Origin of the sequence: Lacrimispora xylanolytica (assembly GCF_026723765.1) — a bacterium.
Classification (GTDB): Bacteria; Bacillota; Clostridia; order Lachnospirales; family Lachnospiraceae; genus Lacrimispora; species Lacrimispora xylanolytica.
In genome coordinates, this window is the sequence record NZ_CP113524.1 from 1838305 (window position 1) to 1854130 (window position 15826).

General features: G+C 43.7%; 13 protein-coding genes. All 13 read left to right on the forward strand.

Annotated elements, in window-relative coordinates:
• Positions 1-16 precede the first annotated feature (16 nt).
• The 13 genes from OW255_RS08650 (at position 17) to metF (ending at position 15808) form a co-directional block, all read left to right on the forward strand.
• Entirely contained in the window at positions 17-2209 is a 2193-nt protein-coding gene (locus OW255_RS08650) for a peptidoglycan D,D-transpeptidase FtsI family protein (protein ID WP_331485827.1), read from the forward strand.
• Positions 2210-2283: 74 nt separating this feature from the next.
• Positions 2284-4044 carry a peptidoglycan D,D-transpeptidase FtsI family protein gene (locus OW255_RS08655; protein ID WP_024836312.1) on the forward strand — a complete coding sequence of 587 codons (1761 nt, stop codon included), beginning with the start codon at positions 2284-2286 and terminating at the stop codon, positions 4042-4044.
• Between the two features lie 75 nt (positions 4045-4119).
• Positions 4120-5088 carry a phospho-N-acetylmuramoyl-pentapeptide-transferase gene (mraY, locus tag OW255_RS08660; protein ID WP_024836311.1) on the forward strand — a complete coding sequence of 323 codons (969 nt, stop codon included), beginning with the start codon at positions 4120-4122 and terminating at the stop codon, positions 5086-5088.
• 12 nt (positions 5089-5100) lie between these two features.
• The gene (gene murD / locus OW255_RS08665) at positions 5101-6447 is read left to right on the forward strand and encodes a UDP-N-acetylmuramoyl-L-alanine--D-glutamate ligase (RefSeq protein ID WP_024836310.1); all 1347 of its coding nucleotides are present in this window, start codon (positions 5101-5103) and stop codon (positions 6445-6447) included.
• A gap of 42 nt (positions 6448-6489) precedes the next feature.
• Positions 6490-7641 (forward strand): FtsW/RodA/SpoVE family cell cycle protein, encoded by a 1152-nt coding sequence (locus OW255_RS08670; protein WP_024836309.1) that lies wholly within the window; start codon positions 6490-6492, stop codon positions 7639-7641.
• 68 nt (positions 7642-7709) lie between these two features.
• The gene (murA, locus tag OW255_RS08675; RefSeq protein ID WP_024836308.1) at positions 7710-8960 is read left to right on the forward strand and encodes a UDP-N-acetylglucosamine 1-carboxyvinyltransferase; all 1251 of its coding nucleotides are present in this window, start codon (positions 7710-7712) and stop codon (positions 8958-8960) included.
• Positions 8957-9685, forward strand: a complete 729-nt coding sequence (locus OW255_RS08680) for a cell division protein FtsQ/DivIB (RefSeq protein ID WP_024836307.1) — start codon at positions 8957-8959, stop codon at positions 9683-9685. The genes murA and OW255_RS08680 overlap by 4 nt, the downstream gene beginning before the upstream one ends.
• A gap of 118 nt (positions 9686-9803) precedes the next feature.
• Positions 9804-11150, forward strand: a complete 1347-nt coding sequence (ftsZ, locus tag OW255_RS08685) for a cell division protein FtsZ (RefSeq protein ID WP_024836306.1) — start codon at positions 9804-9806, stop codon at positions 11148-11150.
• A gap of 65 nt (positions 11151-11215) precedes the next feature.
• Positions 11216-11542: a hypothetical protein gene (locus tag OW255_RS08690; RefSeq protein ID WP_024836305.1), complete on the forward strand. Its 327-nt coding sequence runs from the start codon at positions 11216-11218 to the stop codon at positions 11540-11542.
• A gap of 13 nt (positions 11543-11555) precedes the next feature.
• Complete coding sequence (locus OW255_RS08695) at positions 11556-12647, forward strand: hypothetical protein (protein ID WP_268116371.1); 1092 nt, start codon at positions 11556-11558, stop codon at positions 12645-12647.
• Positions 12648-13031: 384 nt separating this feature from the next.
• Entirely contained in the window at positions 13032-14009 is a 978-nt protein-coding gene (gene hflK / locus OW255_RS08700; RefSeq protein ID WP_035317626.1) for an FtsH protease activity modulator HflK, read from the forward strand.
• Complete coding sequence (hflC, locus tag OW255_RS08705; protein ID WP_024836303.1) at positions 14006-14878, forward strand: protease modulator HflC; 873 nt, start codon at positions 14006-14008, stop codon at positions 14876-14878. Before hflK ends, hflC begins: the two co-directional genes overlap by 4 nt.
• A gap of 72 nt (positions 14879-14950) precedes the next feature.
• Complete coding sequence (metF, locus tag OW255_RS08710; RefSeq protein WP_026890888.1) at positions 14951-15808, forward strand: methylenetetrahydrofolate reductase [NAD(P)H]; 858 nt, start codon at positions 14951-14953, stop codon at positions 15806-15808.
• Positions 15809-15826: the final 18 nt, after the last annotated feature.

A 15826-nucleotide genomic window follows, 5' to 3' on the forward strand; every position in this document is an offset into this window, starting at 1 on the left:
AGTATTCCCACGTTATATGCAGGAAAAGCTGGCGATTACGGTTCTTGTAATTACGCTGGCTTTGTTTGCATTGGTTATGGTCCTTTATAATCTGATGACCCATAAAAAAGAAGATTATAATCAGATCGTGTTGTCTCAGCAGGAATATGACAGCAGGGTAATTCCCTTTAAACGAGGCGACATTCTGGACCGAAATGGAACGTATCTTGCTGCCAGTGAGAAAGTTTATAACTTAATCCTTGATCCAAAACAGATCATGTCTGACCCCGATGCATTTCTAGAGCCTTCGGTAACAGCCCTTACAGAATGCTTTGGTTATGACCGTACAGAGATCATGAATCTGATCCAGGAGAAGAAGGGCAAACAATACGTTCTCTATGCCAAGCAGCTTACCTATGATGATAAAAATAAATATGATAAATACAAAACTGACAAATCCAAAGAACTGAAGAAAGCAAAGAAGGCCATAAAGGGTATCTGGTTCGAAGATGAGTATAAGAGAGTGTATCCCTACAATTCCATGGGCAGCAAAGTAATCGGATTCGCCAATGGAGATGGAATGGGAGGAACCGGAGGAATTGAACAGTTTTATAATACAACACTTATGGGGATCAATGGAAGAGAGTACGGATATCTAAACGATGATTCCAATTTAGAGCGAGTGATTAAACCCTCCACGAATGGAAATACAGTCGTATCCACCATTGATGTGAACATACAGAAAATCGTTGAAAAATACATAAATGAATGGGAACAGCAGACGGGCAGTAAAAAGGTGGGAGTCATAGTCATGGATCCCAACAACGCTGAGGTTCTGGCGATGGCAGATGATAAGTCCTTTGATCTTAACAATCCCCGTGATTTGAGACCGGAGTTTACTGCTGAGGTGTTAAGAGAGCTGGGAATCAAGGAAGCCATTGCTGATTATAAGAGAAAGAATAAGGATGCCGAGCCTCTGACAGCCGAGACCGTACCTCAGCACTACAGCGATCAGGAGATTATATCACTGGGAACTCAGGTTGCCTGGAACCAGACCTGGCGTAATTTCACCATTAGTGACGGTTTTGAACCAGGCTCAACAGAAAAGATATTTACCGTATCAGCCGCTTTGGAGGAAGGTGCAATCACAGGACACGAGACCTATGAATGCAATCGGTTCCTGGAAGTGGGAGGCCATAAAATCAAATGCGTCAGCCGATATGGACATGGTCTTATTACGGTAGAAGAGGGACTTATGAAATCCTGTAACGTAGTAATGATGAGGATTGCCCAGCAGATTGGCAAGGACAAATTCTACAAATATCAGCAGATGTTTGGTTTTGGATCTAAAACAGGTATTGATCTTCCTGGTGAGGCTGATAATAAGAGTAATATATATACCGTTGAAAATGCAGGTCCAACGGATCTGGCAACCAATTCCTTCGGACAGAATTTCAACTCTACAATGATTCAGATGGCGGCGGCGTATTGTTCCGTCATTAACGGCGGTTCCTATTACGAGCCTCATGTCGTAAAACAGATATTAAACGAGCAGGGAGCGATTATAAAAAAGGTGGATCCAGTTTTGGTTCGTGAAACAGTATCTGAGCCAACCGCCAAATTTATTAATGAAGCCTTGTTTAAGACGGTCAACGCAGAAGGAGGCACCGGCGGTGCTGCCAAAGTTGCAGGATATAAGGTTGCCGGGAAGACGGGAACGGCAGAAAAGATACCTCGTGACAAGACGAATTATGTTGTATCATTCTGCGGATACGCACCAGCAGATAATCCCCAGGTACTGGTTTATGTGGTGGTAGATGAACCTCACGTGGAAGACCAGCCTCACAGCACGTATGCAAGTCAGATATTCCAGAAGATTATGACGGATATTCTTCCTTATTTAAATATCTTCCCGGATACAGATACAAACGGAGGTGCTCCGGCAGGAGATGGAGCAAAGCTTCCGGAACAGGAAGGAATCACCAGTGAGACTCAATCGGGTACGGAAGGACAAGAGGCAACTCAGGAGACTGGTACTCAGGAAACAACGGCACCAGCACCGACCATGGAAAATGGCCAGCCCATTCCCAATGAATACTTAAATCCTCCAGAAGAATACGTTAACAGGCAGGAGGGAGAAGACTTTAACCTTCCTGATTCCATACCAGGCGATACCGGAGAATCCACTGAGGGTGAAACGGAGTCTGAGGAAGAAAACACTGCCCAATAAGAAAAGAAACTTAGAGGGCTCATAAAAAAGTCAGATATTCATATACTGTAACAATAATGACGGTGGAGCAGCATATGAATTCAAACAAAACACATCACAGAGAGAAAATAGCCCTCCTGTTTTTCCTGTTGTTTCTCGCCATGACAGGACTGATGGGTCGGCTTATTTTTCTAATGATCTTCCAATCCGAACATTACAGCGCCATGGCCGAAGATCTACATGAACGCGAGAGGACCATAAAGGCTGCCAGAGGAAATATCATTGATGCCAATGGTACCGTCATCGCAACCAATCGGACGGTTTGTACCATTTCGGTCATTCATAATCAGGTGAAAAAGCCGGATGAAGTGGTGGCGGTCCTGTCTAAGGAGTTGGGGATTGAGGAAGCTGAAATACGTAAGAAGGTAGAGAAGTACAGCTCAAGGGAAATTATTAAGACCAATGTAGACAAGGCCCTGGGAGATCAGATCCGTACGTATCATCTTGCTGGAGTAAAGGTGGATGAGGATTATAAGCGTTATTATCCTTATGATACCATGGCTTCCAAGGTATTAGGCTTTACTGGCGGGGATAATCAGGGAATTATCGGACTGGAAGTAAAATACGAGCAGTATTTAAAAGGAATGAATGGAAAGATTCTCACCATGTCTGATGCGGCAGGAATTGAAATTGAAAATGCAGCAGAAGACAGGATTGAGCCCATCTCCGGTCAGACACTGCAGATCAGCCTGGATGTAAATATACAGAAATATTGTGAACAGGCTGCCTATCAGGTCATGGAGAAAAAGGGAGCGAAGAAAGTATCTATCATTGTAATGAACCCTAAAAACGGGGAGATCAAGGCAATGGTAAACGTTCCGGAGTTTAATCTTAACGATCCATTTACCTTAAATACCAATGCAGAAATACCTGCGTCCGCCAAGGAAAAACAGGATCTGTTAAATCAGATGTGGAGAAATCCCTGCATCAATGATACGTATGAGCCAGGTTCCACTTTTAAAATCATAACGGCTGCAGCAGGTCTTGAGGCTGGAGTGGTTAAGCTTGATGATCATTTTTCCTGCCCGGGATTTCGGGTGGTGGAAGATCGTAAGATACGGTGCCATAAGGTGGGCGGTCATGGTTCAGAATCCTTTCTTCAGGGAATGATGAACTCCTGTAACCCGGTTTTAATCGATGTAGGACAGCGCCTTGGTGTAGACAATTATTATAAGTATTTTGAACAGTTCGGGTTAAAAGGGAAGACAGGAATCGACGTACCAGGTGAGGCGTCTACCATCATGCATAGAAAGCAGGATATGGGACTGGTAGAACTTGCCACCGTATCCTTTGGTCAGTCATTCCAGATAACCCCACTGCAGCTTATCACAACGGCAGCCTCTATTGTAAACGGCGGAAACCGTATAACCCCTCACTTTGGTGTGAAAGCAATCACTGCTGACGGAGAGTCCTCTCATACCTTTACTTATCCAATGAAAGAGGGAATTGTATCCCAGCAGACCAGTGAGACCATGCGCTATATCCTGGAAGAGGTAGTAGCAGAAGGAAGCGGTAAAAAGGCAAAACTCGACGGCTATCGGGTCGGAGGTAAAACAGCTACATCAGAAAAGCTTCCAAGAAGCTTAAAGAAATATATTTCTTCTTTTGTAGGCTTTGCGCCGGCAAATGATCCAGAGGTAATTGCGCTTATTACCATTGATGAACCTCAGGGAATTTATTATGGAGGAACCATTGCGGCACCGGTTATCGCAGATATTTTTAAGAATATTCTTCCTTATATGGGAATAGAGCCAACAGAGGAAAAAACTGTTTCCACGTTTCGAATCAGTGGTTGATTATTCGGAAAAAAAGACGTATACTACTTACTGTGTACTTTTGATATACGAATACATAAAATATTGAGGTGTGACATGATTAACGAAACGATTCTGGCAATCATCATAGCTTTTGCCATCAGCGCCATGCTGTGTCCCATAGTGATTCCATTTTTACACAGACTGAAATTTGGCCAGGAGGTCCGTAAGGAAGGTCCTGAAAGCCATTTGAAAAAACAGGGGACTCCCACCATGGGAGGACTTATTATACTGACCAGTGTTATCATCACGTCCTTGTTTTATATCAGGGATTATCCAAAGATCATTCCTGTGCTTTTTATGACGGTAGGATTTGGAATTGTTGGATTTCTTGATGATTATATCAAGATCGTGATGAAACGGTCAGAGGGGCTTACCCCTGTTCAAAAGATGGCCGGGCAGTTAATCATCACAGGAATTTTTGCTTATTATCTCATTCATTCAAAAGACGTGGGCACGGGAATGCTGATTCCATTTACCGGAGGCTTTGATAAAGGACTTTATCTGAACCTGGGAATATTCTTTGTACCCGCTGTATTTTTCATTGTCATAGGAACGGATAACGGCGTTAATTTTACTGATGGTCTGGACGGACTGTGTACCAGTGTGACCATTTTGGTTGCTACGTTCCTTACTGTGGTTGCTATTGGGGAAAAGACTGGCATCAGCCCCATTACAGGAGCCGTCGTAGGAAGCCTTCTTGGATTTTTACTTTTTAATGTTTATCCGGCCAGAGTATTTATGGGAGATACCGGTTCCCTTGGACTTGGAGGCTTTGTAGCTTCCAGTGCCTTTATGATGCAGATACCGGTTTTCATCGCCATAATCGGCTTCATTTATTTGCTGGAAGTGTTATCTGTCATTATTCAGGTGACATATTTTAAGAAAACAGGCGGCAAAAGAATTTTTAAGATGGCCCCCATTCATCACCATTTTGAACTGAGCGGATGGTCTGAAACCAGGGTGGTCGCTGTGTTTGCTATTATTACGGCAGTTCTTTGCCTGCTTGCTTACCTTGGATTATAGGAGAGAAACCATATGAGTCAGAAGATTTTAGTAGCCGGCAGTGGAAAAAGTGGTATCGCCGCCTCCAGGATGATTTTAAAGACGGGTGATGAAGTTGTACTTTATGACAGCAATGATGCCTTAAATAAGGATGAGCTGTCAGAACAGTTTAAGGGAGAGGGATCCTTCTCCGTTTTGCTGGGGGAATTAAAAAAGGAAGATTTAGCAGGTGTTGACCTTTGTGTCATCAGCCCTGGTATTTCTCTTGATGCCCCTTTTGTAGCGGTTTTAAATGAGGAGAATATCCCAATCTGGAGTGAGATTCAGCTGGCATATCACCATGCCAGAGGTAAGCTCCTTGCTATCACCGGGACCAATGGAAAGACCACCACAACGGCTCTCACCGGAGAGATCATGAAGGCTTTTTATGATCACGTTTTTGTGGTAGGAAACATTGGAATTCCTTATACAGAGGAAGCGCTTAAAACAACGGAAGATTCTGTGACCGTAGCAGAGATCAGCAGCTTTCAGTTAGAGACGATAACAGACTTTAGACCCCATGTCAGTGCGATCCTTAATATCACTCCGGATCACTTAAATCGTCATAAAACAATGGATTGTTACATAAAAGTAAAGGAAAGCATTACAAAAAACCAGGGAGCAGAGGATTCTTGCGTCTTAAATTATGACGACCCGGTGTTAAGAGCGTTTGGAAGTACGGTAAAATCAAAGGTGGTATTTTTCAGCAGCCGGGAAGCTTTAAAAGAAGGGTATTGCCTTGATGGGGACATGATCATCCGCAATCATGAAGGTGTGCGGGAAGATATCGTTTCCGTTCATGAATTAAAGCTTCTTGGACGTCATAATCATGAGAATGTTATGGCAGCCATTGCTATGGCTGTGGAAGCAAAGGTTCCCATGGAAGTGATTAAAAAGGCAGTCTGTGAATTTAAGGCAGTGGAGCATAGAATTGAATATGTGGCAGAGAAGTCAGGGGTTAAATATTACAATGATTCCAAGGGTACTAACCCTGATGCAGCCATTCAGGCTGTTAAGGCTATGCCTGGTCCTACTATTCTCATAGCGGGAGGGTATGATAAGGAATCGGAGTATGATGAATGGATCGAGTCCTTTGACGGTAAGGTAAGATATATGGTTTTGCTTGGACAGACCAGGGAAAAAATTGCCGAATGTGCCGCAAGACATGGCTTTACCAATGTGATGTATGCAGAGGATATGCAGGAAGCTGTCAGTGTCTGCGCTTCCTATGCCAATAACGGAGATTATGTACTTCTCTCTCCGGCATGTGCCAGCTGGGGCATGTTTAAATGCTATGAGGAACGCGGCGAAATCTTTAAAGAATGCGTCCGCAATCTCTAAGGTACTTTCTGCATAGAAGTATGGTTGGCGAGGAGGAATGATATGGCAGAAAAAAGGCCAGTGAAGAAAAAGAATAAACCACGCCGTTTTTACGATTACAGCCTTTTATTTACCGTGATATTCCTGACAGTCTTTGGACTTGTCATGATATACAGCTCCAGTTCTTACGCTGCTCAGCTTAAATTCAATAATGCGGCATTTTTTATGATGAAGCAGGCAAAGATCGCACTTGGTGGCTTTGTACTTATGATTATAATATCCAGAATGGATTATCACTGGTATGGAAAGTTTGCAGTGTTTGCTTATGTGCTTTCCTACATACTTATGATTGCAGTTTCTCTTGTGGGTATTGAGGCAAACGGAAAAAAGAGGTGGCTTGGAGTCGGCTCTCTTTCCTTTCAGCCTACAGAGTTTGTAAAAATCGCTTTGATCGTTATGCTGGCTCTCATGATTGTACAGATGGGTAAAAATATCAATACAAGAAATGGAGTCATTCTGGTCATCATTACGACCGTTCCCATTGCAGGTATCGTTGCTGCAAATAACTTAAGCTCCGGAATTATTATTTTGGGAATTGCTTTTGTCATGCTGTTTGTGGCATGTAAAAAGAAATGGCCGTTTTTTGCCTGTGGTTTAGGTGGAGTAGCACTTTTGGCTTTTGCAGGGCCTGTGGCTACCGTTCTTCAGAAAATGAACATCCTGCATGATTATCAGCTGGGCCGTATCTTAGTATGGCTGGAGCCGGAGGCATACCCGTCTACCGGTGGATATCAGGTATTACAGGGCTTATATGCCATTGGTTCCGGCGGCCTTGTCGGAAGAGGCCTGGGAGAGAGCATACAGAAGATGGGATTTGTGCCTGAGGCGCAAAACGATATGATTTTTTCCATTATCTGCGAAGAGCTGGGGCTTTTTGGAGCGGTATCAGTCATTCTCATTTTTCTCTTCATGATATACCGTTTCATGCTGATTGCAGACAATGCACCGGATCTGTTTGGTGCGCTTCTTGTGGTTGGAGTCATGGGACATATTGCCATACAGGTTATCCTTAACATTGCAGTAGTTACCAATACCATACCGAATACGGGTATTACCCTGCCGTTCATCAGTTATGGGGGTACCTCGGTCATGTTTCTTATGATGGAAATGGGTATGGTTTTAAGCGTTTCCAACCAGATAAAGCTGGAAAAATGATAAAATTTGATACCATTCTCTCACTTTTAACATAGGATAGTATATAAGAAGCCATGGGAGGTACCGGATTGTCAGTCATACAGGTCCAGGGGTTACGATCCTTAAAAGGTGAGATAAAGATTCAGGGTTCCAAAAATGCTGTTCTGCCCATGATGGCAGCGGCGGTTCTCCATAAAGGTACAACAGTGATTCATAACGTCCCCAGGATACAGGATGTGTTCTGTATGCTGGGGATACTTCAGCGTATTGGCTGTGATTGCCGCTTGGACGGCAATACACTGATCGTAAACGCATCATCAATTACTCAGGCAGAGATTCCGGAAGAATATATAAAGAGCATGCGGTCGTCCATTATTTTGTCCGGCCCCCTTCTTGGGAGAACAGGTCTTGCAGTTACAAGTTTTCCTGGCGGCTGTTCCATTGGACAGAGACCGATTGATCTTCATTTATCTGCATTTCAGAAACTTGGGGCAGTGGTTGAAGAGAAGGTCGAAAAGCTTATTGTATCTGCAAGAACACTCACAGGTGCTGATATAGAACTTAAGTTTCCCAGTGTGGGAGCAACAGAGAATGCACTGCTTGCTTCCGTATTTGCCAAAGGAATCACTGTAATCCGGGGAGCGGCAAAAGAGCCGGAGATCACCACTCTTTGTGAATTTTTAAACAATATGGGTGCGAAGATTGAAGGAGCCGGAACCTCAAAGCTGACGGTCATGGGTGTAAATAATCTCCACGATTCTGAATTTATTGTAGCAGGAGACCGGATCGTAGCAGGAACTTACTTAGCGGCAGTTATGGCCGCAGAAGGGAACATCTCTATAACGGGAATCCGGCCAGAGGAACTATCAGCGGCTCTCACACTTGCAGAACGCATGGGCGCAGAACTGAAAACCTACCGTGACGGATTAGAGGTGTCTATGAAGGGACGCCCTGACTGTCTCGATGTGGTGACTTCACCCTATCCTGGATTTCCCACGGATCTTCAGTCTCAGATCATGGCAGTGATGGCATCGGGACATGGGACGGGAAGACTTACGGAAACTATTTTTGAAGGGCGGTTCGCAACTGCCAAAGAGCTAAAGAAGCTGGGAGCAGACGTTATCATAGATGGCAGGCACGCCATTGTACATGGTCTTTATCCCCTGTCAGGAAAACGGGTAACAGCCCCCGACTTAAGAGGCGGTGCGGCACTGGTGGTGGCTGGTCTGGCATGCGAAGGCGTCACAGAGATTCATGAATGCTACCACATTGAACGGGGATACGAAGATATCTGCCGGGATCTTAGCAGTCTTGGTGCGGTAATCAGAGGGATGGAATGAGATATTTAAAAAGCAGCAGAGGAAAAGTTAAAATTGGAATTGCCGTGGCAGTGATCTTTTTGGTTGCCATTGCCTTTTTATCACTTCAAATCAAGGAGATTAAGGTGACCGGCAATAAAAAATATACTTCGGAACAGATCGAAAACCTTATTTTCAAGGGCAGCTGGGACCGGAATGCGATTTATTGTATCTACAAGGATCGTTTTCAGAAACACGAACAGATTCCGTTTGTAGAAGACTATAAAATCGTATTCCAAAGCCCGGTGAAGGTCGAGGTGATCGTCTATGAAAAAACCGTAGTAGGCTATATTTCTTACATGGGAAGCTATATGTATTTTGATAAGGACGGAATCATCGTGGAAAGCTCAAACGGGGAACTGCCTGGGATTCCGAAGATCGTCGGGCTTAAATATGGGCATATTGCCCTGCACCAGCCCCTTCCTGTGGAAAATGGCAGGATATTTAATGAAATACTGACCCTGACCCAGCTGTTATCCACTCATGGGATATTAGTAGATCAGATTCAATATGATACCAGAGGGGATGCCACCCTTATGATGGAAGGGATCAAGGTCTTTCTTGGAAGCAATGACCAGATGAATGGAAAGATCTCCGAGTTGAATGATCAGCTTCCAGTTTTAAAGGGGCTTAAGGGAACATTATATCTGGACACTTACGATGAGGCGGAAACTGTCACATCTTATCGATTTGTAAAGGATAAATGAATTTACATAATTTGCAAGCAATTTTGTTTAAAAAATAGTTGATATTTTTGTAAAAATCAAATATTATATTAATTAGGTTTATATAGTAAGCTGTTTATGGTTAAAGGAGGATATAATCTTGTTAGAGATTAAGATAAATGAGGCGGACAATGCCGCAAGAATTCTGGTTATCGGAGTAGGCGGTGCCGGAAACAATGCGGTGAACCGCATGATCGATGAGAATATCGCTGGTGTGGAATTTCTTGGCATCAACACGGACAAGCAGGCGTTACAGTTTTGTAAGGCACCAACAGCTATGCAGATCGGAGAAAAACTGACCAAGGGACTTGGTGCAGGTGCAAAGCCGGAGATGGGTGAGAAGGCAGCAGAAGAGAATGCGGACGAGCTGGCTCAGGCCATGAAGGGCGCTGATATGGTATTCGTAACCTGTGGTATGGGAGGCGGAACCGGAACCGGTGCAGCTCCTGTTGTTGCAAAAATCGCAAAAGACATGGGCATTCTTACGGTCGGCGTTGTTACAAAGCCTTTCCGTTTCGAAGCAAGAACTCGTATGACCAATGCTATTAACGGTATTGAGCGCTTAAAGGAAAGCGTTGATACCTTAATTGTGATTCCAAATGACCGCCTTCTTGAAATCGTGGACAGACGCACAACCATGCCGGACGCATTAAGAAAGGCTGATGAGGTTCTTCAGCAGGCAGTACAGGGTATTACTGACTTAATCAACGTACCAGGACTTATTAACTTGGACTTTGCTGATGTTCAGACCGTTATGACAGACAAGGGCATCGCCCATATCGGAATTGGACGTGCTAAGGGTGATGAGAAGGCCTTAGAAGCTGTTAAGCAGGCTGTATCAAGCCCTCTGCTTGAGACAACCATCGAAGGAGCTTCCCATGTAATCATTAACATTTCCGGTGATATCAGCCTGATTGAGGCAAACGAAGCAGCCAGCTACGTTCAGGAGATGGCAGGAGATGATGCCAACATTATCTTTGGTGCTATGTACGATGAGAACGCTCAGGACGAAGCAAGCATTACTGTTATCGCTACCGGACTTGATATGCAGTCAGAGACACCGGTATCCAAGGTCATGACGAATTTCTCCAATCCAAACTTTAAACAGCCAAAGACAGCAGCACCTCAGAGCGGGGCTGGTAACCAGGAAGCAGCAGCTACAGCAGCAAATCCAGGATTTAATCCGAACTTCAACCAGAACTATAACAATAATAACAATAACAGCAATTACACTGCTCCTAATTATAACAACAACCAGAACTATCAGAATGGCAATGGAAATTACGGCAACCAGAACTATGCGGGCAATAATTATCAGAAGCCAAACTACCAGCCACAGAACAACCCGCAGGGAGCTTCCCAGGGAAATAATGGACAGCCTTACCGTCCAACTGTGAACAAAGAAGTTCAGATCAACATACCAGATTTTTTAAGAAATAAACGATAAAACATATTTTGTTACATATCAGGCAGGTTCCGACGAACCTGCCTGTTTTGGAAAGGAGTGACAGTATGTCTGATAAATTGAATGATTGGGAAATTTCTGAGGACTATTATGACAGTCAGGAGAAGGGCAAGGAGATGTCTCTGGAGGATTTTATTCTGGAATCAGATCTTGATCATGGAGAGCTTTTGGCTCCCAGTCCTTCTGATGAGTTATTAAAAAAGACCATTGAGGACGTTCATCAGGTACTGGCATTGGCTGGTGAGGGGAAAAATATAAAAGAAATCTCTGCACTTACCGGCCTTGAGGAAACATATGTATATAATATCCAGGTTTGTGCCCAGGGTTTCCACGAAGATGATGAAATAGCTGTGGCCCATCTGGTACTTGGATAGGGGGAAGACAAAAGTGAAAAGAAAGATATGCCCGGTTTGTGATCTTCCGGTCAATGAGGCCAACTTCTGTGCCCGATGCAAAAAGATTATTCGCCGTCCCGTCATATGGGAAATGAATTATTATTTAAATGAAAAGCCGCCTGCAAAGGAAATTGCACCAATCGGCTCTCAATCGAATGGAACTGCTGAGCAGCCTAAGCTCACAATCTCCTCTCAGCCGGTCAGGACAGGGTCAGCTCAGCCAGCTAAAACCTTACAGCCAGCAAGAACCATGACACCACCGCGTACAGCGACACCTCCTATGGACGCCCAGCCGCCCAGGGATTACATACCGTCGGGCTCCTCAGTATCGCCCAAGAAAAAAGTGGGTAGGAGATTTCCTGTTTCCATAGCAGGAATTATTACCTTCCTTTTTATCATAGCTGGTTCTCTGCCTGATATTGCAAAAAAAGCGGACCGATTTCTGGATAAAGCGAAGGATTACGAAGTTTCATATCCATTTGATGATTCCGGTTTTAAGGACTTAAAGGAAGAGGATGTAAAGGCAGCCGGAATTCCCTGCAATGGTTACAATCATTTTCCGGTATCAGGGAAAGAAATCATGGATTCCATGGGACAGTATATTGAGGCGAATTCCTATGGGTTTCTCCTAAAACCCCAGGCAGTTTATTCCGATAATTATGAGATGAAAACAGATTCGGGTTCCATATCTTATTATGATACTGTGGAAGGCTATTATCTGGAGGACGAGGTGACCAGTCAGCTGACTTCAAAAGATGAGGGATATGTATACCAGTATGTGGAGATCAATTATGACACTGCAACCGGGGAGATGCATGATTATATCTCTTCCATAAAAGATAAAGAAGCATCCTTGGCTTATCTGGAGCAGTTTTTAAAGACAACAGAAACGTCCGCTCAGATTCCTTTGGAGGAGAGCAGTGTTCCAGTCATTATGGAGCAGGTCAGGGGAGGACTGGAACGGGGAGAGGAAACTATTTTTACTGATGGAATTTTTTCCTTGTATGTATATGAAGAAGATGACACTCTTCAGGTAACGGTATCCTATAATACCTTACTTTCCACAGAACATGGGGAAACTTAATCCTTACCAGCAATATACTAAGGGTTTCATTTGACACACAGCTATGGATCTGATATAATAGCTTCAATCGTAAAAGGGAGTAGCTGCCAGCATTTGCTGGATAAGATTGCGTCAGAACGGTAAAGTGATTTATCCGCATCCTTATGAAATGTGCAAGACTTTTATTGATACCGTAAAGGTGTCAATAAAGGTCTTTTTTATTATATAGGGGGGTATACACCCCTATATAATAAAAAGCATTCCATGCAGGATGCACATGACGCTTAAGAGGAAGATGTCACTAAAGTGACAGCGCGTCAGTGCCAGAGTCTGACAAGTCAGACTCTTTCTTGTTTCCTTTACGAGAGCATAAACATAGAGGGTAAGTAAAGAAAGGAGCACATTATGGAAACGTTTGATCCTCAAAAAAGAGAGGTATGGAAAAGGATAAAGAAAATCCTTAAGAAGTCAGGTATCGCAGCCGTTTTATTGGTGGCAGTTCCAGTGATTGGTTTTGGTTCCATATACAACATCCAGGAACAGGAGCAGGCAGTCGTAACGACAATGGGCAGGCCAAGGGCGGTGACAGATCCGGGGCTTCATTTTAAAGTACCGTTTGTCCAGAAGGTAAAGAAAGTGAACACCACCATTCAGGGATTTGCCATTGGCTATAATCCTGACGATAACGAAAGCAAGGAGGAGGATTCTCTGATGATCACCAAAGATTATAATTTCGTTAACGTAGACTTTTTTACAGAGTATAAGGTATCAGATCCAGTGAAGGCAGTCTATGGCTCAGAGGATCCCCTGAAGGTCTTACAGAGCATTACAAAAAGCTGCATTCGTACCGTGATTGGAAGCTATGATGTGGATGCCGTATTGACTACTGGAAAGAATGAAATTCAGACAAAGATTAAGCAGATGATCATGGAAAAGCTGGAAGGGCATGAAATAGGCCTTACAGTCGTAAATGTGACCATTCAGGATTCTGAACCGCCGACCAAAGAGGTCATGGAAGCCTTTAAGGCAGTAGAAACTGCAAAGCAGGGAAAAGAGACTGCCATTAACAATGCAAATAAATACCGCAACGAAAAGCTACCGGAGGCAACCGCTCAGACCGATAAGATATTACAGGATGCAGAATCAACAAAAGCGAAAAGAATCAATGAAGCCAATGCAGAAGTAGCAAAATTCAATGCGATGTTCATGGAATACGAAAAGAATCCGGAAGTTACGAAAAAGCGAATGTTCTATGAAACCATGGAAAAGGTACTTCCAAATATGAAAGTCATTATAGACGGAACTGATAAGACCAGCACAATCCTTCCTTTGGATAGCTTCACCGGTGGAGGAAACAGCCCAGAAAAGGAGAAAACAGAATGAAACAGAAACTAAAAAAAGCCGTCCTTGTATTTTTCGCTCTTTTAGCGGTCATCGTATTGTCTGGTTCCCTTGTCGTCACCAATGAAAATGAATATAAATTAATACGTCAGTTCGGCCGTGTGGAACGGGTCATAAATACAGCTGGTGTTACTATGAAGATTCCCCTGATACAGACAGCAGATACGCTGCCAAGACAGATTTTAATTTACGATCTGGCAGCTTCTGATGTCATTACCATGGATAAGAAGACCATGTTAAGTGACAGCTATGTATTATGGAAGATTGAAGACCCCTTAAGGTTCGCCCAGTCCTTAAATTCTTCCATTGCCAATGCGGAAGGAAGAATTGATACGGTAGTTTATAACTCCGTAAAAAATGTCATCAGCAGTATGAGCCAGAACGATGTCATCAGCAGCAGAGATGAAGAGCTTTCTCAGGCGATCATGAAGAACGTGGGTGAGAATATGAGCCAGTACGGCATTAAGCTACTGGCCGTTGAGACGAAACGTCTGGATCTTCCGGTAGATAACAAAGCAGCGGTGTACGAAAGAATGATATCAGAACGTGATAAAATAGCAGCTACTTATACCGCAGAAGGGCAGGCAGAAGCAAAGAAAATACAAAATACCACAGACAGAGAGATTGCTATCAGCATTTCCGATGCCCAGGCAACGGCTGCATCTGTTACAGCTGAGGGAGAGGCAGAGTACATGAGAATCCTGGCGGAGGCTTACAGCAATCCCCAGAGAGCTGATTTTTATTCCTTTATCCGTTCTCTGGAAGCAGCAAAAACATCTCTTGCCGGCGAAAACAATACCCTGATTCTTCCAGGAAATTCACCGATCGCACAAATTTTTATGGGACGGTAATTGTTGCAGGAAACAATTTTTTGTGGTAAAGTGTTAAAAAGATAAAAAGACGAAAGATTGGAGACAGACAGCATGAAGATTAAAGACATTTTGAGCCAGGGAAAGCCGACCTTGTCTTTTGAAGTTTTCCCCCCTAAGACAGAGGATAAATATGAATCTGTAGAGCGGGCGGCGGCAGAGATTGCGAAGTTAAACCCGGCTTTTATGAGTGTCACCTATGGAGCAGGTGGAGGAACCAGCAAATATACGGTTGATATAGCCTCGGCACTGCATCATAATCATCATGTAACGGCACTTGCCCATTTAACCTGTGTATCTTCTACAAAAGAGAAGGTCCGGGAGGTTCTTCATGAATTAAAGGAGGCTGGCATTGAGAACGTGCTTGCTCTCAGAGGAGATATTCCTCAGGACGGAGCAGTTTCTAAAGAATACAGCTATGCTTCTGAGCTGATCCGCGAGATTAAGGAAGCAGGAGATTTTTGTATCGGCGCTGCCTGCTATCCGGAAGGTCATGTAGAGTCTGCCAGCAAAACCATTGATATGGATTATTTAAAACAAAAGGTAGAGGCAGGCTGTGATTTTGTAACCACTCAGATGTTTTTTGATAATAATATATTATATAACTATTTATACCGCATACGGGAAAAAGGAATTACAGTCCCGGTCGTTGCAGGAATTATGCCTGTGACCAATGTAAGACAGATTATAAGAAGCTGTCAGCTCTCCGGAACCTATCTGCCCTCCAGGTTTAAGGCAATTGTAGACCGGTTCGGGGATAATCCGGCAGCCATGAAGCAGGCTGGAATCGCTTATGCGACAGAGCAGATCATTGACCTCATCGCAAACGGAGTCAATGCCATTCATGTGTATTCTATGAATAAGCCGGATATTGCATATAAAATTAAGGAAAACTTATCAGAGATACTATAGTCATACCATTGAGGGTTC